Annotated in this window: 22 protein-coding genes and 1 other annotated feature; of the genes, 21 read left to right on the forward strand and 1 reads right to left on the reverse strand. The window is 39.4% G+C overall.

Annotation, left to right across the window (positions count from 1 at the left end):
- Positions 1 to 67 precede the first annotated feature (67 nt).
- A complete protein-coding gene (gene rplT, locus QI30_RS01785) occupies positions 68 to 427 on the forward strand; it encodes a 50S ribosomal protein L20 (protein ID WP_126989236.1) in 360 nt (119 codons plus the stop codon).
- Between the two features lie 96 nt (positions 428 to 523).
- On the opposite strand, the gene QI30_RS01790 is transcribed toward rplT, so the two are convergent.
- A complete protein-coding gene (locus QI30_RS01790; protein ID WP_126989237.1) occupies positions 524 to 961 on the reverse strand; it encodes an Rrf2 family transcriptional regulator in 438 nt (145 codons plus the stop codon).
- A 170-nt stretch (positions 962 to 1,131) separates the two neighbouring features.
- On the opposite strand from QI30_RS01790, the gene hmpA reads away from it, so the two are divergent.
- The 20 genes from hmpA (at position 1,132) to QI30_RS01890 (ending at position 24,423) form a co-directional block, all read left to right on the forward strand.
- Positions 1,132 to 2,298: an NO-inducible flavohemoprotein gene (hmpA, locus tag QI30_RS01795; protein ID WP_126989238.1), complete on the forward strand. Its 1,167-nt coding sequence runs from the start codon at positions 1,132 to 1,134 to the stop codon at positions 2,296 to 2,298.
- A gap of 331 nt (positions 2,299 to 2,629) precedes the next feature.
- On the forward strand, positions 2,630 to 4,357 hold the full coding sequence (locus QI30_RS01800) for a DUF5776 domain-containing protein (RefSeq protein WP_126989239.1): 1,728 nt from the start codon (positions 2,630 to 2,632) through the stop codon (positions 4,355 to 4,357).
- 98 nt (positions 4,358 to 4,455) lie between these two features.
- Positions 4,456 to 4,890 carry a dUTP diphosphatase gene (gene dut / locus QI30_RS01805; protein WP_126989240.1) on the forward strand — a complete coding sequence of 145 codons (435 nt, stop codon included), beginning with the start codon at positions 4,456 to 4,458 and terminating at the stop codon, positions 4,888 to 4,890.
- A 104-nt stretch (positions 4,891 to 4,994) separates the two neighbouring features.
- Positions 4,995 to 6,086: a M42 family metallopeptidase gene (locus QI30_RS01810; RefSeq protein WP_126989241.1), complete on the forward strand. Its 1,092-nt coding sequence runs from the start codon at positions 4,995 to 4,997 to the stop codon at positions 6,084 to 6,086.
- A 70-nt stretch (positions 6,087 to 6,156) separates the two neighbouring features.
- Positions 6,157 to 7,071 (forward strand): LytTR family transcriptional regulator DNA-binding domain-containing protein, encoded by a 915-nt coding sequence (locus tag QI30_RS01815; protein ID WP_126989242.1) that lies wholly within the window; start codon positions 6,157 to 6,159, stop codon positions 7,069 to 7,071.
- Between the two features lie 133 nt (positions 7,072 to 7,204).
- A complete protein-coding gene (locus tag QI30_RS01820; RefSeq protein WP_126989243.1) occupies positions 7,205 to 8,053 on the forward strand; it encodes an ABC transporter ATP-binding protein in 849 nt (282 codons plus the stop codon).
- Positions 8,050 to 8,718, forward strand: a complete 669-nt coding sequence (locus QI30_RS01825) for an ABC transporter permease (protein ID WP_126989244.1) — start codon at positions 8,050 to 8,052, stop codon at positions 8,716 to 8,718. The genes QI30_RS01820 and QI30_RS01825 overlap by 4 nt, the downstream gene beginning before the upstream one ends.
- 228 nt (positions 8,719 to 8,946) lie before the next feature.
- Positions 8,947 to 9,918 (forward strand): ornithine carbamoyltransferase, encoded by a 972-nt coding sequence (argF, locus tag QI30_RS01830; RefSeq protein ID WP_126989245.1) that lies wholly within the window; start codon positions 8,947 to 8,949, stop codon positions 9,916 to 9,918.
- A 692-nt stretch (positions 9,919 to 10,610) separates the two neighbouring features.
- Positions 10,611 to 10,856: a hypothetical protein gene (locus QI30_RS01835; protein ID WP_126989246.1), complete on the forward strand. Its 246-nt coding sequence runs from the start codon at positions 10,611 to 10,613 to the stop codon at positions 10,854 to 10,856.
- Positions 10,857 to 11,087: 231 nt separating this feature from the next.
- Positions 11,088 to 12,521, forward strand: a complete 1,434-nt coding sequence (locus QI30_RS01840; protein WP_126989247.1) for a hypothetical protein — start codon at positions 11,088 to 11,090, stop codon at positions 12,519 to 12,521.
- A gap of 41 nt (positions 12,522 to 12,562) precedes the next feature.
- Positions 12,563 to 13,561, forward strand: a complete 999-nt coding sequence (locus tag QI30_RS01845) for an NEAT domain-containing protein (protein ID WP_126989248.1) — start codon at positions 12,563 to 12,565, stop codon at positions 13,559 to 13,561.
- 91 nt (positions 13,562 to 13,652) lie between these two features.
- Entirely contained in the window at positions 13,653 to 14,636 is a 984-nt protein-coding gene (locus QI30_RS01850; protein WP_126989249.1) for a zinc-binding dehydrogenase, read from the forward strand.
- A 12-nt stretch (positions 14,637 to 14,648) separates the two neighbouring features.
- A complete protein-coding gene (locus tag QI30_RS01855) occupies positions 14,649 to 15,401 on the forward strand; it encodes a Cof-type HAD-IIB family hydrolase (RefSeq protein WP_126989250.1) in 753 nt (250 codons plus the stop codon).
- A 91-nt stretch (positions 15,402 to 15,492) separates the two neighbouring features.
- Positions 15,493 to 16,251: a TrmH family RNA methyltransferase gene (locus QI30_RS01860; protein WP_126989251.1), complete on the forward strand. Its 759-nt coding sequence runs from the start codon at positions 15,493 to 15,495 to the stop codon at positions 16,249 to 16,251.
- Between the two features lie 51 nt (positions 16,252 to 16,302).
- Positions 16,303 to 16,529, forward strand: a binding site (T-box leader).
- 102 nt (positions 16,530 to 16,631) lie between these two features.
- On the forward strand, positions 16,632 to 17,669 hold the full coding sequence (gene pheS / locus QI30_RS01865) for a phenylalanine--tRNA ligase subunit alpha (protein WP_126989252.1): 1,038 nt from the start codon (positions 16,632 to 16,634) through the stop codon (positions 17,667 to 17,669).
- A gap of 15 nt (positions 17,670 to 17,684) precedes the next feature.
- A complete protein-coding gene (gene pheT, locus QI30_RS01870; protein WP_126989253.1) occupies positions 17,685 to 20,090 on the forward strand; it encodes a phenylalanine--tRNA ligase subunit beta in 2,406 nt (801 codons plus the stop codon).
- Positions 20,091 to 20,547: 457 nt separating this feature from the next.
- The gene (locus QI30_RS01875) at positions 20,548 to 21,567 is read left to right on the forward strand and encodes an ABC transporter ATP-binding protein (protein ID WP_126989254.1); all 1,020 of its coding nucleotides are present in this window, start codon (positions 20,548 to 20,550) and stop codon (positions 21,565 to 21,567) included.
- Positions 21,564 to 22,514, forward strand: a complete 951-nt coding sequence (locus QI30_RS01880; protein WP_126989255.1) for an ATP-binding cassette domain-containing protein — start codon at positions 21,564 to 21,566, stop codon at positions 22,512 to 22,514. Before QI30_RS01875 ends, QI30_RS01880 begins: the two co-directional genes overlap by 4 nt.
- Before the next feature lies 1 nt (position 22,515).
- Positions 22,516 to 23,478: an oligopeptide ABC transporter permease gene (opp4B, locus tag QI30_RS01885; protein ID WP_126989256.1), complete on the forward strand. Its 963-nt coding sequence runs from the start codon at positions 22,516 to 22,518 to the stop codon at positions 23,476 to 23,478.
- 30 nt (positions 23,479 to 23,508) lie between these two features.
- Positions 23,509 to 24,423 (forward strand): ABC transporter permease, encoded by a 915-nt coding sequence (locus QI30_RS01890; protein ID WP_126989257.1) that lies wholly within the window; start codon positions 23,509 to 23,511, stop codon positions 24,421 to 24,423.
- Positions 24,424 to 24,433 lie beyond the last annotated feature (10 nt).

Raw genomic sequence — 24,433 nt, forward strand, 5'->3', positions numbered from 1 at the left:
GTTCAAACAACATAAAAAATATAGAATATTCATCTTACATAGAGATGAATAGCAGGAGGTAATTAGTATGCCACGCGTAAAAGGCGGTACAGTAACACGCGCACGTCGCAAAAAAGTTTTAAAATTAGCTAAAGGTTACTTTGGTTCTAAACACACATTATACAAAGTAGCTAACCAAGCAGTAATGAAGTCAGGTCAATATGCATACCGTGACCGTCGTCAAAAGAAACGTGATTTCCGTAAATTATGGATCACTCGTATCAACGCAGCTGCACGCATCAACGGTTTATCTTACAGCCGTTTAATGCACGGTTTAAAACTTGCTAACATCGACGTTAACCGTAAAATGTTAGCTGAATTAGCAGTATCTGATGCTGCTGCATTCGCTCAATTAGCTGAAGCTGCAAAAGCTCAATTAGCTAAATAATTAGAAGCACCGATGCTTCTTTAAAAGGCGCAATCTTAGGATTGTGTCTTTTTTTGCGTAAAAAAAGACTTAAGCACATGGCTTAAGTCCTTTCATTTACTCATTGAATAATAATGCGGCAATTTCCTGTTTATTATGAAGAAAATCACTTAGCTTATATTCATCAAGTACCGTTATATATGCGTGAAGTGCCTTATTTAAAGCACCTTTTAAATTACAGACTGGAGAGATTACGCACCCGATTGATTCGGGATTAAAACAATCGACTAAATAGAAATCTTCCTCTGTTTGACGGACGACTTCGCCTATTCCAATTTCTTCTGGGCGTTTTGCAAGACGAATACCACCGCCACGACCTCGAATCGTTTCGACATAGCCCATCTTACCAAGCTCATGCGATACTTTCATTAAATGGTTTTTTGAAATACCATACGCATCTGAAATTTCTTTAATTGTTGATAAAGCGTCAGGCTCTTTAGCACCAAGAAATAAAAGAACTCGCAATGAATAGTCTGTGTACAATGTTAATCGCACTTGATTCACCACCTATTCATAGATAGTATAACAGAGCAATGAAAAAGAGTCTTGTATTTAAAGATGTATTTAAAATATGTCTTTTCTGTTAAAGATGTATTTTATATATTGCTTTTAAAATTTTAGCGGAGTATATTAAAGGTGTTAAAAGAAGAGAGGACGTGTCGAACATGTTATCACAACAAACAATGAACGTTATTAAATCAACTGCTCCAGTATTAGAAGTACATGGTGTTACTATTACAAAAACATTTTATAAAAATTTATTTGAAGCACATCCTGAACTATTAAATATTTTCAACCATACAAATCAATCAAAAGGGCGTCAACAAACAGCTTTAGCAAATACAGTTTATGCTGCAGCAGTCAATATTGAAAACTTAGAAGCTATCCTACCAGTTGTTCATCAAATCGGCCAAAAACACCGCTCATTAGGAATTTTACCGGAACATTATCCAATCGTTGGACAATTTTTACTTGCAGCAATTAAAGAAGTTTTAGGTGATGCCGCAACGGATGAAATCTTAGGCGCATGGGGCGAAGCATATGGGGTAATCGCAGATGCATTCATTCAAACAGAAGAGGTCTTATATCAAGAGGCAGAGCAAAAAGATGGTGGCTATCGCGGCTTCAAACCATTTAAAGTAACGAAAAAAGTGGTGGAAAATGAATTAATTACATCATTTTACTTAGTACCAGCAGATGGTGCGGCATTACCAGAATATTTGCCAGGTCAATACATCTCTGTACAAGTAAATATTCCGGGGCATCCATATACACACAACCGCCAATATTCATTATCACAAGCGTATAACGGTCAAGAATACCGTATTTCTGTAAAAGCTGAAAAACAAGCGACACCAGCTGGCGTCGTCTCAAATTACTTACACGCAAATTTAAATGTGGGTGATGAATTAATGGTATCTGTACCAGCAGGTGATTTCGTTTACAATACAGCAAAAGGAACACCTGTAACATTTTTAGCAGCAGGTGTTGGTGCTACACCACTTGTAGCAATGTATCAAGCTGCAGTAAAAGAAAATGATGCAAAAGTGAAATTCATTCATAGTGCATCTCATATTCCATTACACCCATTCGAACGCGAATTATTAGGCATTGCATTCCCAAGTAAAAATGCGACATACGTTCCTGTAACAACAGCAGCATCAGGCCATATCGACCAAGACTTCTTAGCTGCACAAGTTGATTTAACTGGCGAAGTATACTTATGTGGTCCGGTTGGCTTCATGGAAGCGATGATTCAACACTTAACAGCATTAGGTATGTCAAAAGAAAATATTCATTTTGAATTTTTTGGTCCAGCAACGGCGCTATAAAAACAAAAGAAGAGGCTGGGACAAAACACGTCATTTTCCTTTTTTAGCGTTCGCAACGAAAAACCGGAACCGCGCTACAGCGCGATTCCGGTTTTTTTATGCTCATATGAACGGTTGTTTTTATACGTATATCAAAGCCTCTTTGCGTGGCAAAAATCCTGTGCATTCTCCAATGTTTCTACTAACTATGTTATAATGTGGAATTAGTTGTTAGCTATTGTAATAAATTTGTAACCATTTTGTTAAAGTAAAAAAAGAGTATAAATGGTACTATATTATTAATAGTTTTAAGTCATTTATACTAAATTGTTTCGAGGAAGGAAAGTGTAATATGGGAAAAGTGAAGTATTTTGTTGTGTGCTTAATTATTGCTGCAATTTCTTTTATTGGATATGAGCAAGCTGCTGCAAAAACATTAACAGCAGAAAATGATGGGCATGTAAACACAGCAAAACCAGAAAGTACAGTGCCTTGGGAGTATGGTCCGGAGACACCGAAATCTGCTATTCAGCCATTATCAACAAGTCCTGTCATTGCAGATATTTCAAAGTGGCAAGGAAATATTGATTGGTCAAAAGCATCTAAATCTTTAGACTTAGTTATTATTCGTACACAGTATGGTTCAGGCATGGAAGATTATATGCATGATTCGTATGAAAAGAGTGCAATAAAGTATGATGTGCCATTTGGTGTTTACTCATATGTATTAGCTAGTACACCCGCAAGTGCACGTGCAGAGGCGCGTAATTTTTATAATCGTGCTTCAAAAAACACAAAATTTTATGTGTTAGATGTAGAGGAATTTACAAATGAGCGCACACCATACACAATGCGTGCAATTGTTGAGGCTTATGTAGATGAATTACGAAGCTTATCAAATAAAAAAGTTGGCTTATATGTAGCCAATCACTTATATAGTAAATTAAATTTAAAGACGTCAGATTTCGATTTTGTTTGGATCCCGCGTTATAGTTCACAGAAACCTAGTCATGCGCATCATTTATGGCAGTATACAGATAGTGGTCGTGTGCCGGGGATTTCAGGTGGCGTTGATTTAAATCGTCTTGCATCAGGCGTGTCACTAAGCTTCTTTACAGGCGAATCGGTGACACAAGTAAGCAAGCCGACAACAACGACTTATTACAACACGAACCCAGGTAAAATTGTGACAAAGCAGTCCATTCCACAGTTTACAACAACGGCATTAAAAACGAAAAAAGGTACACTTAAAAAAGGTGACATTGTGAAAGTAAAACGTGTAGTGAAGACAGCTAATGGGACACCACGTTTACAACTCTCAAATGGACGCTATATTACAGCAAACAAGAAATATGTTTTAAAAGTAAATCCAGCGATTGATGTGGATGATTATTACACAGCAAAAGATAAGGTGAACTATGCATTATTAAAAAAATCGAATGCGACATTTACAAGTGTTGAATTCACAGATTCAAAAAAAGCAGATTCGATTGAAAAAGGCAAAGCTGTTAAAGTAAATGATATTTCCTATACAGCTGGTGGTACACCACGTTTAAAACTTTCAAATGGTCGTTATGTGACGGCAAAGAAAACAGTTGTTCAAAAAGTAAAAGATTCTGCGACACCAGTAAACTATTATACATCTGTAGATCATGTCAATGCAGTATTAGTGAAGCAAGATGAGTATAAATACAAAACAATGGCATTTAGTACATCTACACGTGGTGAAGCCGTTCCAAAAAATAAAATTATTAAAGTAGCTGCTGTGACTTATTCAAGTGGTGGGGTACCACGTTTGAAATTAACGAGTGGGCAGTATATGACAGCGAAAAAAACAATTATGCAAAAAGTGGCATCGAATATTAATGAGTTCTATACAGAGATTCCAGAGCAAGTTGTAACGAAGTCACCAACATATGCCTATGATGGTTTATACTTTGGTAAGGCATCAATCACAAATACAATTGCAGCAAACACATCACTTGCTGTGAAAAGGATTGTGTACACATCAAATGGCTATCCGAAATTTGTGTTAGCGGATCATTCAATTGTTGGGGCAGAAAAAGCACTTTATTATTAAAACGAAGGACTGTACTTAAAAAGGTGCAGTCTTTTTTTATTCAAGTCTTTTTCTTTTCATCGAATTTCGTTACGATAAAGGGGATAGGAGTGAAGACAGTGACAACGTTTAAAGTAGAAAAATTAACGGAAGATGCCATTCTTCCGTATAAGGCACATGCAAGTGATGCGGGTTTTGACGTATTTGCAAATGAAGAAGTAGTAATTCCAGCAGGTGAATCACGTGGCATCGCTACAGGAATTCGTATGGAATTGCCTGAATGGACAGAGGCGCAAGTACGTCCACGTAGCGGTTTAGCACTGAAGCATGCTGTGACAGTATTAAATGCACCAGGTACAATTGATGCAGGGTACCGCGGCGAAGTGAAGATTATTTTAATCAACCACGGGAAAGAACAATTTATCGTCGAAAAAGGCATGAAAATGGCTCAAATGGTCATTGCACCTGTCATGAATATTACGATGGAAGAAGGCCCTGTAAATTTAGAGTCAGATCGTAAGGAAGCAGGCTTTGGTTCAAGCGGCAAATTTTAATCGAATGCGACTCGGTTAGTAATACTGAGTCGTTTTTTTAATGTGATAGTTCGGACTTCGTAGTATAATTAGTAAGAATGAGTAAAAATAAAGGGGATGCGAAGATGACACAACAAGTAGATGAAACATTGCACATGCTAAAAGAGTTAACAGATGCACGCGCCATTGCGGGAAATGAAAAAGAATCACGTGAGGTTATGGAAAAATACATTACACCTTATGCGGATGAAATCGATCATGATAATTTAGGCTCAGTTATCGCGAAGAAGGTCGGCGATGCCAATGGTCCGAAAATTATGGTGGCTGGACATTTAGATGAAGTCGGCTTTATGGTAACGCAAATTACAGAAAAAGGCTTTATTAAATTTCAAACGGTAGGCGGCTGGTGGGGTCAAGTCATGCTTGCACAACGTGTTCAAATTGTGACATCAAAAGGGGAAACAATTGTCGGTGTTATCGGTTCAAAACCACCACATATTTTACCGGCAGCACAGCGCTCAAAAACATATGAAATTAAAGACATGTTTATTGATGTAGGTGCCACATCAGATGAAGAAGTAAAAGAATGGGGTATTCGTCCAGGGGATATGATTGCACCATACTTCGAATTTACTGTCATGAAAAATGATAAACATTTATTAGCAAAAGCATGGGATAACCGTATTGGTTGTGCGATTGCAATTGAAGTATTAAAACGCTTAAAAGATGAACAGCATCCAAATGTAGTGTATGGCTGTGGTGTTGTACAAGAAGAAGTTGGTTTACGTGGCTCAAAAACAGCGACACATAAAATTAATCCAGATATCGGTTTTGCGGTTGATGTTGGTATTGCAGGCGATACACCGGGAATTTCGAAATCAGAAGCAGCAAGTGAAATTGGTAAAGGACCACAAATTATCGTTTATGACGGCTCAATGGTGTCACACCGCGGTCTACGTGAATTAGTTGTAGAGACAGCGGAAGAAAATGATATTCCATACCAATACGAGGCCATTCCTGGCGGTGGTACGGATGCAGGATCAATTCATTTAACGATGAATGGTGTACCCGCATTATCAATCGGCATCGCAACACGCTATATTCACTCACATGCAGGTATTTTACATCGTGATGACTTCGATAATACGGTGGATTTAGTTGTAGCCGTTATTAAAAAATTAGATGCAGACACAGTAAAACACATTACATTTGATTAATTAGAACAAGAGCTAGCTTCAAGCTAGTTCTTTTTTTGTGGTAAAATATTGAAAAAGAAAGGAGCCATCAATGAATATTCCAGCAGTGATTCAACATCAAAAAATCATTTATCCAGCATTTCATTTACCACTAAAACGGGGACTTATCGGCATTCATGCGAATGTTGCCTGCAAAAAAAGCTTGTTGCAGCAATTAGCCAATAGAGAAGGCTATATTTTCACAGCGAATCAGGGAGACTATGAGCGCCTAACGGTTCGTGAGACAGTACGGTTTTTATGCCAATTGAGCACGACGAAGCAACAGGACAAAGAATGGCTAAAGCGTTATCAACTAGAAGAAATAAAACGCATGAAGGTAGGCTCACTATCAGAAAGTGAACGAGCCTTTTTAAAGTTGCTACGCATAGGCTTTGCCGAACAGCAATTAATTGTTGTAGAAGAACCTTTTTTAGAATTAATGGATGCAGAACGACAAAAAGGACTTCAATTGTTTGAGGATTTACAACATAAAAACATAGTGATTTTATCGGCTAATTTAGAGGATTTATTGTCTTGTGACGAAATTTATCGTTTAGATGAGACAGGATTACATAGTATGGATATTTCGGATGACGCGGATGAGGTAGTTGAAGAAAATTCAAAGCCACTTGTTGTCGAGAAAATTAAGACGAAGAAAAATGATAAAGTTATTTTATTTAATCCACCTGAAATTGATTTTATTGAGAGTATTGAAGGTGTTGTACATGTCCATGTGGCGGGTGAGAGCTACATATGCCAAATGACGCTGACAGAAATGGAAGCAAAATTGCAGACCTATGGCTTTTATCGTTGTCATCGCTCGTATATTGTCAACTTGCAGAAAATACGTGAGATTATTACGTGGACAAAAAATAGCTATAGCTTACGCTTATCAACAGGGAAAGAAGCTGTTGTGCCATTATCAAGAGCAAAGCTGCAAGAGTTAAAAGAATTGCTACATATTTAATTTCCCGGGAAACTTTTTTACGGAAAAATAAGTACCATTCAGCCGGTATTTGCTACTGTTAAGCAAAAAACAGCAGTCAGATGGGCTTTTGTTGCGTATTGTTGAGGTACAAACGATACAAGGAGTGAGCGACATGCTAGCAGTCGATGTACAGCATATTCAAAAGCATTTTAAGCAGCAAACCGCATTAAATGATGTAACCTTCTCGATTAAAGAACGTGAAATTTTTGGTTTTCTTGGTCCAAGTGGCGCAGGAAAAACGACGTTAATTAAATTATTAACGGGACAACTTAGTCCAGATGCAGGGACTGGGGCGTTACTAGGACATTCGTTAAAAGATATGACGAAGCCTGCGATGCGTCAAGAAATCGGTGTGCTATCAGATAATAGTGGTCTATATGAACGGTTGACGATTCAAGAAAATTTAGTGTTATACCGGGATTTATATAATTTGCCGAAGGAAGCGGTGGACGAGGCACTTGCTTTTGTTAATTTATCAGAGCATCGAAAAAAACGTGTCACGCACTTATCAAAAGGGATGCGTCAGCGTGTAACATTGGCCCGCACCATTATGCATAAGCCAAAAATTCTTTTTTTAGATGAGCCGACTTCAGCATTAGATCCAGCGAATACGGCACATATTTATCGTGGATTACGTGCGTTAAATGAGCAGGGCACGACCATTTTCTTAACGACACATGATATGGCTGAAGCCGAAAATTTATGTGACCGTGTAGCCTTTTTACATGATGGTATGATTCAAGCGATTGGTACCGTAGAGGAACTAAAGGCACAGTACCGCGAGGAATTGATGATTGTTGAGTTAGAAGGTGGCGCTTCACATGAGTTAGCTTTAAATGGTGAAGAAACAGCTACAAAGGTAAGTGAGTGGATGCGTCAGGGAATGATTCAGCGTATTTTAACGAAGGAACCGACGCTAGGTGATATTTTTATGAAAGTAACGGGGAGTGATTTAATATGAATCTATCGATAAGACGAATACAGGCTATTTTTATGAAGGATTATAAAGAGTTTACACGTAATTATGCGATTTCGATTATGTTATTGGCACCGATTATTTTTGCCGCCATGTTTGAAAAAGAATTGATTATTGTCGTATTAAACTTAACATTTGGTATGTTGACAGCGTTTGTTCAGGCAACGTTAATTGCGGAGGAAAAAGAGCGCAATACCTTGCGTTCACTGACCTTAACTCCGGCATCGCCACTAGATATTTTAATTGGTAAAAGCAGTTTAGTATTTGTGATGACGGCATTTATTATTGCAGTAGTTGCCTTTGTGATGGATTTTGTACCGGATGCACCGATGACAATAGCCCTTATTTTGATGACGATTTTATTTATTGCGCTTGGTACAATTTGTGGTCTGTATGCGAAATCAGTAATGGAAGCAACATTGACAGTATTACCTGTACTATTTATTTTCTCATTAGGTAGTATGCTAAGCAGCTTTGCTGACCGTTTTCCATTTTTAAAAGTAGCGGATTATTTACCGAGTGCACAGCTACTACTACTTGATTTAGGTGAAAAAGGTGCGCCAGCTGTTATTATGAACATTTCGATTTGGACGATTATTGCCTGTATCGCCGCGTATCTATTGTATGTGAAACGCCTGAAAGATGAATAATATACAAAATAAAGTGTATAAACAGTATATTTTGCATAATGAAATTTGAAATTTGAAAATAAAAAAGAAAAATAATAAGCGCTGTAAATATTGTTAAATCAATGTTTATAGCGTTTTTAAAATGCAAAAATTAAAATTTTTTAGAAAAAACATAAAAATGCAGTTGACTTCATAAATATACAGTTGTATGATAGGTACATAAAGTTAAACGTTTAGGAGCGATGACAAATGAAATTACTAGAAGAAATTGAATTACAACCCGTTCATACATTAAAGGGCAAACACTTATTGTCATTAGTTGATTACACAAGCGATGAAATCAAACAGCTTGTCGAATTAGCTATCAAAATGAAAATTGTCACAAAAGAATCAGGTTCACCTAAATTATTAGAAGGTAAAACATTAGCGATGATCTTTGAAAAGAACTCAACTCGTACACGTGTTTCTTTTGAAGTCGGTATGCACCAACTAGGTGGTAAAGGCATGTACATGAATGCCCGCGACTTACAAATCGGCCGTGGCGAAACAGTTCACGATACAGCGCTTGTACTATCAGGCTATGTAGATGGCATCATGATTCGCGCAAACGAACATACAATGGTACAAGAATTAGCACAGTATTCAAAAGTACCAGTAATCAATGGCTTAACAGATGTGTCACATCCATGCCAAGCATTAGCTGACCTTGAAACAATTGCTGAAGTAAAAGGCTCATTTGAAGGCTTAAAAGTTGCGTATATCGGTGACGGTAACAACGTAGCGCATTCATTAGTAGCTGCTTGTGCACATGTTGGTATGGATTCAGTTATTGCTGCACCAGTTGGCTATGAACCAGATCCAGCAGTAATCGCTAAAGTACAACAAATTGCCGCAAGCAATGGCTGTACCGTAACGGTGACAACAGATCCTGTTGAAGCCGTAAAAGATGCAGATGTTATTTACTCAGATGTGTGGACATCAATGGGTCAAGAAGAAGAAGCAGCGAAACGTTTAAAAGACTTCGAAGGCTATCAAATTAACGAGGAATTAGTAGCACATGCAAAACCAGGTTATATGTTCCTACACTGCTTACCAGCACATCGCGAGGAAGAAGTAACAGCTGCAGTTATTGATAACCCAGAGCATTCATACATTTTCCATCAAGCTGAAAACCGCATGCACGCTCAAAAAGCTGTACTTGTGTCACTTTTAGCAGACTAATAAATACGAACAATCATTAAAAGGCGTCAGAGAACGTCAATGATAGCTAATAGGGAGTTCACTGAGTCGTAATCCACAGAGGGGGATGAACACTCAGCCGCTATTATACCCGGACCAACTTGGCAGAGGACAAGTTGGTCTTTTTTTTATTTAAGTGATGAATCGACTCGTTCAGATTCGAAGGGCAAATAAAGCTTCTGACAAGCGGTGTCTAGCCGCGTAGGAAGAAGTGATTTGACCCAAGAATCTAGTCGATGAATCCGGATAAGTTCGCTGGACGCTTATCTTCCTTGAGAAAATAAAGCAAGTGACGATCTATGTCACGTAAAAGAGTGCGAAACAGCCCAAAGAGTTAGCGCTTGCATTCGGATAAATCTAAGTGATGAATCGAATCTAGTCGATGAATCCGGATAAGTTCGCTGGATGCTTATCTTCCTTGAGAAAATAAGCGGTGTTCTTCGTCGAGTCGGAATGAACAAAACGACTCGAAGCACTGGTGTTTGAATCCAGATAATTTCAACTGCATACTTCTTTTCATGCAATAAATACGAAACTAACTACTTGATAGATGAAGTGAAAAACGTTCTTATAATTTAGTCACCTAAACAAATAGCCATCTATCGTCATTGCTAATCATTGAAAATATACCTATTTTTCTCTACAATAAGTGAAGGTAGAACGGAGGAAATAATGTGGTAGGCTTTATCTATTTACTTGTTGCATTGACGTTTTTAAAATTGACGTATGATACAACAAAATGGACAGCGCAAGATGAAGGAGACGAGAAGAACGCGATTCATCGTGGGCAATCGTCATTCGTTGCGGTGTTAATGGTAACATTACGTTTTATGCCATTAGATATTCGTAAAAAGGTCATGATTGCAGTATTTGCGATTATTACAATGGTGTTCTTTGTATTATTTTGGAAAACGTTTTAAGACATGAATTTCATGTCTTTTTTTATTGAAATTTTAATTGACAGAAAAAAAGTTCGGTGCATACTGAATAAATAGTGTGAATAGCTAATTTTACTCCTAAAAAATGGTAAAAAACAACGAAATTCGATTATCTATTTGAAAATGATAATTATTTTCAATTAGATGTTTACTTTTCGAAAATACCCTTGTTAAACTGTTAGTAACTTACATAATAAAAGGGGTTTTATTGACATGTATAAAAAATTATTCACAGCACCAATTGCACTAACAATCGCATTATCAGCAATTGCACCAACAATGGCACACGCAGAAGAAAGCGTAACGACTACCGAAGCAACGCAGGCAACAGCGGTAACACCAACGATTTTATACAAAGGTGTTCCAACAGCAAACTATAACGCAATGTTTGCGAACACAGAGGTTGTCAAAGATGGCGATGTATATAAAGTAACAATGGATGTTAGCAGTCTATTCACATTATTCCAAGTAAACGGTAAAGATGTTGTGCTAGAAAAAGGGGCAACAGATAAAGACCTACAAAAAGTGACGTTTACAATTGCGTCATTAGAAGAAGATCCAACGATTAAAATTGCATACACAGCAGGTCCAATGGGCGTGATGTCGCATGAATTCACATTTGATTTCACACCAACAGTTGCAGAAGTGCAAGCAGCATTCGATAAAGCGATTGCGACTATTAAATTAGCACCAATTACAACAGCAGAAGAGTTAAAAGCAGCAACAGCACAAATTTCAGCAGTCGATAATATTGTAGCATCTGCAAAAGCTTCGAATTTAGACGAATCAACATTCGTAAAACCAGCAGTCTATGCAGCACAACAAGAGGCGATTGCAGCATACAAAGCACCGTTCACAACAAAAGCAGCGGATGCATTTAGTAAATTAACATTTACAGCGGCAGAATCAATTACAACAAAAGCGCAGCTAACAAAAGCAACAGCACAATTACAAGCAGCGCAAGCAGCCATTACAAATGCGGTAGCTGCAGGTTTAACTGAGCGTACAGATTTAGCAGGGGTAGCTGGTTATGCAAATGTAGCAGCGCAAAAGGCAGTAGTGGAAGCTGGCGTGAAGGCTCCAGTAGAAGTGACACCAGTAGAAAAGGCTAAAACAGTCCGTACATTAACAGGTAAAGTGAGCAATGTAAAAGGTGCGGCAGATATCGTAAAAGTATATGGTCTGCAAAAAGGGGATACAGTCCGTCTTTATAACGCTAAAGGGAAAGTGCTTAAAACAGCAACAGCGACTGGTGCATACTTACGTGTTGCAGATGTAAGCTTAGGTAAAGCTGCTGGTAAAGTGTATGTGACAGCACAAGCGAAAGATGAAAAAGAATCAGCGAAAAAAGCCGTAGCATTCAAGGCTGAGCCTGTAGCTAAAGCAGTTGCGAAAACGCAAATTAGCGTACAAAACAATAAAGGCAAGGCGGATGTTGTGACTGTAAAAGGAACAGCAAAAGGTCAAAAAATTCGTGTTTACAATGCAGCGGGTAAATCATTGAAAACTGTAACGGCAACAGGGAAAACAACAAAAATCAGCATTAAGCAATTAGGTAAAGCAACCGGTAAAATTTCAGTGGCGCGTATTCAAGATGGCAAGCATATTAGTGCAAAAACAACTGTGAAATTCTCAAAAGAAAAATAATATAATGTGGCGATGGCCGCTTTTTAAAGGGAGCGAACGACATGAAGAAATGGTCTACATTTTGTTTGACGGCAGCACTTAGCGTCGCGACGATTGCACCGGCAACATTCGCACTATCACCAGAAACCGCACAGGCAGCAACCATTGATAATGGTGCATATACGGTACAGGTAGCACCGTATTATAAAGGTGAGTTATCAAAAAATACGCAAGCGAATATGAATTCAACAGCACAATTGACGGTACAAGATGGTATTGAAACGGTGAAAATTTCATTGCTAAATGGCTCGAGCTATCAAGACATTATCGATGAAAATGGAAATGAAATCCCACTTGAACGTCATGCAGATGGTACCGCAACATTAACGGTTAGCGGCAAAGATGTAATTGCAAATGGCATTCAAGCGAAGTTCCATATTGTCGTTGCAGAAATCAATTACGATCACTACTATGATATGAATTTGAAATTTGATGCGTCGACATTGATTTCAACTGCGGCACCAAAAACGAAGCGTACATTAAGTGCTACGGCTACAAACCGTGTAGCGAAAAGTGATACCGTAACGGTAAAAGGTGTGAAAAAAGGCGATATAGTGCGTGTTTCTCGTGGTAGCGCGGTGCTGGCAACAACGACAGCAACGTCATCCACAGTGAAATTATCAGTGAAACAATTAGGCAAAAAAGCAGGAAAAATCGCCATTACAGCACAAGCAGCTGGTGAGCAAGAATCAGCGAAAACACGTACTGCATTTAAAGCAGAGCATGTTAGTAAAGCGGTATCTGCAAAAAATGTCACAATTACGAATAAAAAAGGCAAAGCCAATGACAAAGTTGTCGTGAAGGGTCTTAAGAAGGGCGATGTCGTGAAATTTTACGATACGCTTGGGAATGGACTCGGGCGTGTAACGGCTACTTCATCTACGGCTACCTTTAAGCCAAAGTCGCTAAAGGCAAAAGGTGGGAAGCTCGTGATTACCCGCACAGAAGCAGGGAAAAATACGAGTGCGAAAATCAAGAAAAGCTATCAAGCTGAAAAATAATCACAAGAGCAGTCCGAAACGCTTTAGGGACTGCTCTTTTTTTGCTACACTTACAAATAGATTGATTATTTAGAAAAAAGGGGTTTTGGATATGAAAGCAGTGTATGTGGAGCAGCAACAAGTATGTGTAGGGGAGCTTGAGGTGCCAAAAATTGGTGCAAAAGATGTATTAGTACGAATTAAGGCGGCGGGGCTTAATCGTCGTGATTTATATACACCAAAGCGTCTTGCAAAAGATGCTACGCCGCTTATTTTAGGAAGTGATGCAGCGGGCATCATTGAAGCGGTAGGAGATGAAGTTACGCGCGTACAAGTCGGAGATGCGGTCATCGTTAATCCATCGCTTCGTTGGTACGACGAAAGTGCGGTACCACCAGATGACTTTGAAATTTTAAGCTTGCCGGATCATGGTACCTTTGCAGAGTTTTTAGCGATTTCAGAGGAGCAGGTAGAGGCAAAGCCTGCGCAGTTATCATTTGTTGAAGCGGCAACAATCGGCATTGCACCACTGACGGGCTACCGAGCTGTTGTGACAAAGGGGCAAGTAAAGGCTGGTGATACGGTGTTTATTCCAGGAGCAGGTAGCGGTGTTGCGACCTTTATGATTCCTTTAGCGAAAAGCCTTGGTGCACGTGTTATCGTATCTTCTCGTTCCGCAGAAAAACGCCAGGCCGCACTGGAATTAGGCGCAGATATGGCGTTAGCTAATGATGCAGACTGGCTACAGGAGCTCGCCGATGAAACAGTTGATGTCGTCATTGAAAGTGTTGGTCGTGCGACGTTTAATCGTTCATTAGCGGTGCTAAAACGTGGTGGTACGCTAGTTGTTTTCGGTGCTACAACAGAAGATATGGTGGACTTTGATTTGCGTACATTTTTCTATGCGCAACAAACGTTAAAAGGCAGTACACTTGGGAGTCGCGATGAGTTCCGTGCGATGCTACAGTGGATTGAAGCACAAAATATGCACCCGGTAATTGACCGCACGTATTCACTAGATGAAGCGGCGGCCGCGCTTAAATATTTAGAAATCAACGAACAATTTGGTAAACTAGTATTTGAAGTGAACAACTAGGAGGCAAATGGAGTGACAGTTCGATTACTAGCAATTGATGTGGATGGGACGCTGGCCAATTCAAAGGGTATCGTGACAGAACGTACACGACAAGTACTACATGAGGCGGTAGCACGCGGTCTTTACGTCGTGATTTCAACAGGACGCAGTCGAAGCTTTTTACAATGTGTGTCGGACCAAGTAGCGCTTGAGCAGCCACTCATTTGTAATAATGGCGCCGAAATTTGGAAAAATGCTGCTGAATTATTAGCACGTCGTTTTATGCCGGTTGAAACGGGGCAAGAGATTATCCATATTTTTAAACGTTACGGTGTGGAGCATATGTGGGGCAATGATGAACAGGGCGATTTTTCACCTGAAATGTTTCAGCAGGTATTACAAAACCCGCCAATGAAGCTCGGTGCTTTCTTTGAAGATGAGCACCAGCTAGCTGCTGTTCGCGCAGAAATTAATGCTCTACCAGATATAGAAATTACAAGTTCGGATGAATTGAATCTTGAGGTAATGAAATATGGTACATCGAAGGCGCATGGCTTAGCAGAGCTAGCGACTGAATTTTCGATTTCGCTTGATGACGTGATGTGCTTTGGTGATAGCTATAATGATATGGAAATGTTTGAAGAATGTGGTACGGCAGTCGCAATGGGAAATGCCAATGATGAATTAAAAGCGATGGCAACCTATATTACGGCCACAAATGATGAAGACGGTGTCGCACAGGCAATTGAACAATATGTTTTTGCTGTGCAGGAGCCGATTGCGTAAAATCCATCAGAAGATGTTCTCGAAATAATGGGGACATCTTCTTTTTTCGTGTATACTATTTGGAGGACTACAAACTAAAGGCGGTAAAAACATGAAATATATTGAATCAAACCAAAACTCGCTCGTGAAATATTGGAAAAAACTTGCGACAACTCGTAAAGAACGCGATAAATCAGGAGAATTCCTTGTTGAAGGTTTCCACTTAGTTGAAGAAGCGCTAAAACATACAGAAGTATTACATTTAATCATTCGTGAAGGTGTAGCGATTCCCGTATCATGGAATTTAGATGATGTTTTCTTAATCGAAGTATCTGAGGCGATTGCAAAAGAATTATCGGAAACAGAGCACTCACAAGGTATTTTTGCACAATGTAAACAAAAAGAAGTGGACGAAGCGGCACAAGCAGGCTGGACACGTCTATTATTAATCGATGCTGTACAAGACCCAGGAAATATTGGTACGATGATTCGTACAGCCGATGCAGCAGGGATTGATGCCGTTATTTTAGGCAAAGGCTCAGCCGATCCATACAATCCAAAAACAGTACGTTCAACACAAGGCTCTATTTTCCATATTCCTGTTGTACGTGGTGATTTACATGATTGGGTAGCAGATTTAAAAGAGCGTAATGTGCCTGTATACGGTACAGCGCTTGAAAATTCAGTTGTTTACAATGAAGTAGAAAAAGAGCATGATTTTGCTTTAATTATGGGTAATGAAGGTAGCGGTATTGATGCATCACTACTTGCACAAACGGATGCGAACGTCATTATTCCAATTAAAGGCGCTGCAGAATCATTAAATGTAGCGGTAGCGACAGGAATCGTTCTTTACCATTTTGCACTGTAACAACACTTGAAGTTATGACGTGACTTGTTTATAATGAATGGGAAACATAATGGAAATGCATTGACCGGGAAAAGTATAAGGATGTTGACTAGTAGGGACGCCACGCCATAGACTGCAAGCGAGGCGAGTGCCGCATTCTTAGAAGTTCACCCCGCTAGCAGCCACCGGGACCAGCATCACGCTGTAAAGGTTGGCCGGCAGATGAGCCGTTAATTCAAATGAGTGACTGCTTTGGCAGTAACTAGGGTGGTAACGCGAATTTTAACCTCGTCCCTTTTTGGGGGGCGGGGTTTTTCTTTTTTTACTGCGATTGAATGTAACGAAACCTAGAAATGCATCGGGGTTGAAGAGACCCTACACTTGGAAGGAGGAGCAAAAAAATGCAAGAGCAATTAGCACAATTAAAAGCAGAAGTACTGGAAAAAATCGCTGCTGCACAAGACTTGAAACAATTAAATGATGTCCGTGTTGCTTATTTAGGTAAAAAAGGACCAATCACGGATTTATTAAAAGGTATGGGGAAACTTCCTCAAGAAGAACGTCCAAAGATGGGTGCATTAGTAAATGAAACACGCGCACAAGTCCAAGAAGTTTTAGATGCTCGCAAAGTGGAGCTTGAAGCAGCTGCATTAGATGCGCAATTAGAATCTGAAACAATCGATGTCACATTACCAGGTCGTACGGTGAAAGTGGGGAATCATCATCCATTAACACGTATCATTGAAGAAATCGAAGACTTATTCATCGGTATGGGCTATGAAGTAGCGGAAGGTCCAGAAGTGGAAAAAGATTATTATAACTTTGAAGCATTAAATCTACCAAAAGGTCACCCTGCTCGTGATATGCAAGATACATTCTACATCTCAGAAGAAATCTTAATGCGTACACATACTTCTCCAGTACAAGCTCGTACAATGGAAAAAGCACAAGGTAAACCAATCCGTATTATTTGCCCAGGTAAAGTATTCCGTCGTGACAATGATGACGCGACACACTCACATCAATTCAACCAAATCGAAGGATTAGTTGTGGGCGAAGATATCGCAATGAGCGACTTAAAAGGAACACTTGATTTATTCGCTAAGAAAATGTTCGGCGAGGACCGCGAAATTCGCTTACGTCCAAGCTACTTCCCATTCACAGAGCCATCTGTTGAAATGGATATTTCTTGCTTCAAATGCGGCGGCGAAGGCTGTAATGTATGTAAAGGCACAGGTTGGATTGAAATTCTAGGCGCAGGTATGGTTCACCCGAACGTACTTGAAATGGCTGGCTATGATCCGAAAAAAGTAACTGGTTTCGCATTTGGTATGGGACCAGAACGTATTGCAATGCTGAAATATGGTGTGGATGATATTCGTCACTTCTATACAAATGACGTGCGTTTCTTAGAACAATTCCACCGCGCAGAAGATTAGGAGGAGGACGAAACAATGTTAGTATCATTAAAATGGTTATCTCAATATGTTGACATCAGTGGCTTAGAACCAGAAGAATTAGCGGAAAAAATTACGCGTTCAGGTATCGAAGTTGAAGCAGTCAATCACTTATCAAAAGGGCTTAAAAAATTACAAATCGGTCAAATCAAAGAAGCAACTCCGCATCCTGATTCAGACCACTTAAATATTTGCCAAGTTGATTTTGGCGAAGAAGAATTAGCACAAATCGTTTGTGGCGCACCAAATGTAGCGGTTGGTCAAAAAATCGTTGCTGTTCGTCCAAATGGTTATGTAGGCGGCAAAAAAATCAAAAAAGGTAAACTTCGTGGTACAGTTTCAATGGGGATGATTTGCTCGTTACAAGAACTAGGTATCGACGGTAAAACGGTTCCAAAAGCTTATGCTGATGGTATTTATGTCGTATCAGATGATGTTCCTGTTGGCGCAGACGCAATTGAAGTATTAGGTCTTGATGACGTTGTGCTTGAATTAGGCTTAACACCAAACCGCGCAGATGCGATGTCTATGCTAGGTGTAGCGTATGAAGTAGCGGCAATTTTAGACCAAGAAATTACTTTACCAGATACAGCACATGAAACAATTGCTGAAAAAGCAGCAGATGTCATCAAAGTATCAGTGGAAGATACAAAACTGAATCCAATGTATGCAGCGAAAGTTGTTAAAAATGTGAAAGTGGCAGAATCTCCATTATGGCTACAACAATATTTAATGGTTTCAGGTATCCGTCCATTAAATAACATCGTTGATATTACAAACTATATTCTTTTAGAATATGGTCAACCACTACATGCTTTTGACTATGACCAATTAGGTACTGGTGAAATCGCTGTTCGTTTAGCAACAGAAGGCGAAGCAATTAAAACATTAGATGAAAAAGACCGTACGCTAAAAGCGACAAACTTAGTCATCACAAATGGTGAAAAACCAGTAGCAGTTGCCGGCGTTATGGGTGGTTTTGACTCAGAAGTAACAGAAGCGACAACAACGGTTGTCATTGAATCAGCTTACTTCGACGGCTTATCAGTACGCTACACATCAAAAGACCTTGGCTTACGTAGCGAAGCATCAGCTCGCTTTGAAAAAGGCTTAGATCCAAACCGCGTATTACCAGCAGCAGAACGTGCCGCACAATTAATGGCAGAGCTTGCTGGCGGGGACGTCTTAGAAGGTACAGTTTTAGTTGATGAATTAGATAAAGAACCAGCACGCGTTGTTGTGTCACCTGACTTTATTAACAACCGTTTAGGTATGAAAATTTCATTAAACGAAATGGTATCTATTTTAAAACGTTTACGCTTTGATGTTGAGCCTGCAAATGGTTTATTAATTATTGATGCGCCAACACGCCGTCAAGATATTAAAATCGAAGAAGATATCGTTGAAGAAATCGCACGTTTGTACGGCTATGATGAAATTCCAACAACATTACCAGTTGCTGAAATCGTACCAGGTCACTTGAATCGCAATCAACAAGTCCGTCGTACAATCCGTTACCAATTAGAAGAAGCAGGTCTTTACCAAGCACTAACATACTCATTAACATCAGATGCATTAGCACAAAAATATGCATTAGAAACAGCACCAACAACACGCCTTCTAATGCCAATGAGTGAAGAACGTAGCACATTACGTCAATCCGTTTTACCACACTTAATCGAATCACTTGTTTATAACATATCTCGTCAAGCTGACACAGTGGCGTTATATGAAATTGGTTCAGTATTCTTAGGTGAAACAGCAGAAGGCCTACCACTAGAACGTGAACATGTAGCACTTGCGATGACAGGCAAATGGGTAGAAAATGCTTGGCAAGGTGAGCACAAACAAGTGGATTTCTTCGTCTTAAAAGGCGCGCTTGAAGCATTATTTGAAAAATTAAGCGTAGCAGACCGCATCACTTACGTAGCGGCAAAAGTTGACGGTATGCACCCAGGACGTACTGCGGACATCTTATTAGATGGTGAACGTATTGGTTTCTTAGGTCAATTACATCCACAAGAACAAAAAAATCTTGGCGTGAAAGATACATTTGTAGCAGAGTTCAATTTAGCGCAAGTACTTGCGGCTGACATTGCACCATTACAATATGTAGCAGTTCCTCGCTTCCCATCAATTTCTCGTGATATCGCATTAGTTGTAGACCGTACAACAACTGCTGCATCATTAGAAGAAATTATTACAGCTGCTGGTGGTAAATTACTAAAAGCAGTCAATGTATTCGACGTTTATGAAGGCGACCATATGGAAGCTGGTAAAAAATCAATCGCATTTAGCTTAACGTACTTCGATCCTGAACGTACATTAACAGATGAAGATGTCACAGCAGTACATGACAAAGTTGTTGCTGCATTACAAGAAAATGGCGTAACATTACGTTAAGACTATAAGCAATGTAAGACACCTCCAATAAAATTTTGTTGGAGGTGTTTTTTTGTGCGTAAAAATATGTCCGGGTATTACTGCGTATGATTGTTGCTTTTTCGACCTTGAAAAAGTATAAAAAGGGATTTTTTAGGTTTGATTTTATAGTAAAATGAGGAATAGATAGATGATATAAAACATTAATGAGAAAATTTAACTAAATTTTATTGTATAAAGACAGATGTTAATTTGAAAAATACAATAAATGTGTAAATAATTGTAATATAACAAAAAACTTTCAAGCGCCTATTGGACTAAAAATAAATTTTATATAGGTATGATTCATTTTAATGTTCTAAATATATAGACAATTTAGAAATTTATGTTATATTAATAAACAATATAACATTTTAATTACCGAAATATTTTTCTTTCGTAATAGTTTTGTGAATATAAACAGAAAGGAGTGGGCATGATGACACTTTCAAAGCCATTGTTAGAAATTAATCATTTATTTACAAGTTTTCGAATTAAGGATACATATTATGATGCAATTCACGATGTGAACTTAACATTAAATGAAAATGAAGTACTTGCGATTGTTGGAGAGTCAGGATGTGGTAAAAGTACACTTGCAACATCCATTGTAGGTCTACACCCACCGGGCAATACAACCGTAATTGGCGAGATTTTATACAAAGGAGAAAATCTTGTTAATTATTCGGAGGATAAATTAAATAAAATACGAGGAAATGACATCGGTTTTATTTTCCAAGATCCCCTTTCTGCACTAAATCCATTAATGCGTATCGGCGACCAAATCGAAGAGGGGCTTGTGTTCCATACGAAGATGACCGATCAAGAGCGAAAAGCACGTGCGCTAGAGCTGCTTGACCAAGTAGGAATCGTTAATCCAGAGCGTGTTGCGCGTCAATTCCCACACCAATTATCAGGCGGGATGCGTCAACGTGTAATGATCGCGATTGCGATTGCGTGTAAGCCACGTATCATGATTGCGGATGAACCAACAACGGCACTTGATGTAACGATTCAAGCACAAATCTTAGACTTATTAATCGAGCTACAGCAAGAAACAAATGCGGGAATTATGCTAATCACGCATGATTTAGGTGTTGTAGCAGAAGTCGCGACACGCGTAGCTGTAATGTATGCAGGACAGGTAATCGAGGTAGCACCAGTTGAGGAGCTATTTAGAAATCCGAAGCATCCATATACACGCTCATTATTAAATTCGATTCCACAAACAGAGCGTGATCATGACCGTCTGCAAGTGATTCAAGGGATGGTACCAACGCTTACGAAAATGCCAAAATCAGGTTGTCGTTTTGCGCCACGTATTCCATGGGTGAGCGAAAATGCACATGAAGTGGAACCACAAATGCATGAAATTTCACCAGGACATCTTGTACGCTGCACATGCTGGCAAACCTTCAATTTTGAAGAGCAAGAAACGAAGGAAGGTGTCGTACAATGACGTCGTTTATGGAAGTAAAAGATTTAAATGTGCATTATCCGATTCGCGGTGGCTTCTTTAATACAGTCGTTGACCATGTTTATGCGGTTGATGGTGTATCAATGGAGTTTGAAAAAGGGAAAACATACGGCCTTGTAGGCGAGTCAGGTTCAGGAAAATCAACGACAGGGAAGGCGATTATTGGTCTTGAAAAAATTACATCTGGAAAAGTGATTTACGAAGGACAGGATGTGACGAATCAACGTCGAAAACGTGATAGTGCGTATAATCGTGATATCCAAATGATTTTTCAAGATAGCCATTCTGCAATGAACCCACGTAAACGCGTACAGGAAATTATCGCAGAACCGATTCGCAACTTCTTGAACTTATCACCGCAAGAGGAGAAACGCCGCATTATCGAGCTGCTTGAAATTGTCGGCTTATCTGAGGAAGCAATGGTGAAATACCCGCATGAATTCTCTGGTGGTCAAAAGCAGCGTCTTGGTATTGCACGTGCAGTTGCTTGTAATCCGAAAATGATTATTGCGGATGAGCCGGTATCAGCACTTGATTTATCGGTACAAGCACAGGTACTGAACTTTATGAAGGATATTCAAACGGAATATGGTCTTAGCTATTTATTTATCTCACATGACTTGGGCGTTGTACGTCATATGTGTGACCATATTTCAATTATGTATAAAGGGCGCTTTGTTGAAACGGGTACACGAAATGATATTTTCAACAACCCACAACATATTTACACGAACCGTTTATTATCAGCGATTCCAAATATCGAGCCTGAGACACGCATCGAGCGTAAAATCGAGCGTCAAAAGGTCGAAGCCATTTATAAAGCCGATTCACATCGTTACTACGATCCAGACGGTAAAGTATATCCATTAAAAGAAATTTCATCGACGCATAAAACGGCGATGATTGGTCTCGAAAAGGGGGCTGAATAATATGTGGAAAACAGTTGTTAGACGATTTTTAATTATGATTCCACAGCTATTCGTGCTGAGTATGTTGATTTTTATTTTGGCGAAATTTATGCCAGGGGATCCATTTACAGGCTTAATTACACCACAAACAGACCCGGCGCGTTTAGAAGAGTTACGTCAGCAAGCAGGCTTCTATGATCCGTGGTATGTACAGTACTGGCACTGGGTAACAAATATGTTCCGCGGGGACTTCGGGGATAGCTATACCTTTAAAGTAAGTGTGGCCTCACTAATTGGTGACCGTGGTCTAAATACACTATGGTTATCACTGGTAAGTGTTATTTTAACGTATTTAATTGCGATTCCATTAGGTGTGATTGCAGGTCGTTATCAAAATACATTACGCGATAAAACAATTGTGCTTTATAGCTTTGTCAGCTATGCGATTCCAACATTCGTATTAGCGTTAATTTTCCTTTATATTTTCGGCTACCAGTTACAATGGTTCCCGACGTCAGGTACTGTATCTGTAGGGGAGGACCCTGGTACATGGGGGTACTTCTGGAGTAAGGTGTATCACTTAATTTTACCAGCGATTACGTACGCATTCTTAGCGACAACAAGTATCATTCAGTACTTACGCTCTGAAATTATTGACGCACAAACGCAGGATTTTGTGAAAACAGCTCGCAGTAAAGGGATTCCGATGAATAAAGTGTATACACGTCACATTTTCCGTAACTCATTATTACCGATTGCGGCATTTCTAGGTTTCTCTATTACAGGTATTCTTGGTGGTTCTGTATTCATCGAGACAATTTTCGGTTTCCCTGGTATGGGACAATTATTCATTCAGTCAATCATGGGGCGTGACTATAGTGTTATTACGGCACTTGTTATGCTATATGGCTTCCTTGCGTTATTAGGTAGTCTATTGTCAGATATTATTTTAAGTATCGTCGACCCACGAATCCGTATCGAATAATAACTTAAACCGAAAGAAGAGGTGAATACGATGGAACAACAATTTAACAATGATCAATTAACTGAACATGAGTTAGAAAGTACGCCAGCGACTGGTTTTCGGGTCATTTGGCGTGAGTTTAAAAAAGATAAAATCGCGATGGGTTCTTTAATCATCGTCGCATTCATTATATTAGGGTCGATTATTTGGGCACCATTTATCGACAAAGAAGCATTAATGAAAATTAGTTTATTAGATGAATTTGCGAAGCCAGGTGAAAATGGCTTCATCCTTGGTGCAGACCAGGGTGGTAGTGATATTTTAGGGCAATTAATTATCGGGGCGCGTAACTCTATTGTTATCGCCATTGCCATTACAGTCATTACGGGTATATTGGGCGTTGCGGTTGGGATTATTTGTGGCTACTACGGTGGCATCATTGATAACTTCTTCATGCGTCTAATCGATTTCATCATCACATTACCATCTACAATGATCATCATCGTATTCGTGACGATCATTCCAAAATATGATGTATGGTCATTTATTCTTATTATGAGTGCGTTTATGTGGGTAAGTACCGCAAGGCTTGTCCGCAGTAAAGCATTGTCGGAAAGTCGACGTGATTATGTTAGCGCCTCAAAAACGATGGGTACAAGCGACTTCGCGATTATGTTCAAAGGTATTATGCCAAACTTGAGCTCATTATTAATCGTCGAATTAACGCTTAACTTCGCCGGCAATGTCGGTATTGAAACAGGTCTTACATTCTTAGGCTTTGGTTTACCAGATACGACACCAAGTCTAGGAACCCTTGTCAGCTTTGCCAATAATCAAACGGTAATCGCTGAGAAGTGGTGGGTATGGTTACCAGCATCGCTGCTGATTTTAGTATTGATGCTTGGCATAAATTATATTGGACAAGCTCTACGACGTTCAGCAGATGCTAAACAAAGATTGGGGTAACAAAGAGGGA

It is taken from the genome of Candidatus Kurthia intestinigallinarum (assembly GCF_003991225.1).
Classification (GTDB): Bacteria; Bacillota; Bacilli; order Bacillales_A; family Planococcaceae; genus Kurthia; species Kurthia populi.

Excerpts from the sequence above, each read along its gene's own strand:
- pheT (WP_126989253.1), top strand. The coding sequence starts at position 17,685 with ATGTTAGTATCATTAAAATGGTTATCTCAATATGTTGACATCAGTGGC.
- QI30_RS01845 (WP_126989248.1), top strand. The coding sequence starts at position 12,563 with ATGAAGAAATGGTCTACATTTTGTTTGACGGCAGCACTTAGCGTCGCG.
- hmpA (WP_126989238.1), top strand. The coding sequence starts at position 1,132 with ATGTTATCACAACAAACAATGAACGTTATTAAATCAACTGCTCCAGTA.
- rplT (WP_126989236.1), top strand. The coding sequence starts at position 68 with ATGCCACGCGTAAAAGGCGGTACAGTAACACGCGCACGTCGCAAAAAA.
- QI30_RS01890 (WP_126989257.1), top strand. The coding sequence starts at position 23,509 with ATGGAACAACAATTTAACAATGATCAATTAACTGAACATGAGTTAGAA.
- QI30_RS01850 (WP_126989249.1), top strand. The coding sequence starts at position 13,653 with ATGAAAGCAGTGTATGTGGAGCAGCAACAAGTATGTGTAGGGGAGCTT.
- QI30_RS01880 (WP_126989255.1), top strand. The coding sequence starts at position 21,564 with ATGACGTCGTTTATGGAAGTAAAAGATTTAAATGTGCATTATCCGATT.
- QI30_RS01820 (WP_126989243.1), top strand. The coding sequence starts at position 7,205 with ATGCTAGCAGTCGATGTACAGCATATTCAAAAGCATTTTAAGCAGCAA.
- QI30_RS01825 (WP_126989244.1), top strand. The coding sequence starts at position 8,050 with ATGAATCTATCGATAAGACGAATACAGGCTATTTTTATGAAGGATTAT.
- argF (WP_126989245.1), top strand. The coding sequence starts at position 8,947 with ATGAAATTACTAGAAGAAATTGAATTACAACCCGTTCATACATTAAAG.
- pheS (WP_126989252.1), top strand. The coding sequence starts at position 16,632 with ATGCAAGAGCAATTAGCACAATTAAAAGCAGAAGTACTGGAAAAAATC.
- QI30_RS01840 (WP_126989247.1), top strand. The coding sequence starts at position 11,088 with ATGTATAAAAAATTATTCACAGCACCAATTGCACTAACAATCGCATTA.
- QI30_RS01815 (WP_126989242.1), top strand. The coding sequence starts at position 6,157 with ATGAATATTCCAGCAGTGATTCAACATCAAAAAATCATTTATCCAGCA.
- opp4B (WP_126989256.1), top strand. The coding sequence starts at position 22,516 with ATGTGGAAAACAGTTGTTAGACGATTTTTAATTATGATTCCACAGCTA.
- QI30_RS01875 (WP_126989254.1), top strand. The coding sequence starts at position 20,548 with ATGACACTTTCAAAGCCATTGTTAGAAATTAATCATTTATTTACAAGT.
- QI30_RS01810 (WP_126989241.1), top strand. The coding sequence starts at position 4,995 with ATGACACAACAAGTAGATGAAACATTGCACATGCTAAAAGAGTTAACA.
- QI30_RS01860 (WP_126989251.1), top strand. The coding sequence starts at position 15,493 with ATGAAATATATTGAATCAAACCAAAACTCGCTCGTGAAATATTGGAAA.
- QI30_RS01800 (WP_126989239.1), top strand. The coding sequence starts at position 2,630 with ATGGGAAAAGTGAAGTATTTTGTTGTGTGCTTAATTATTGCTGCAATT.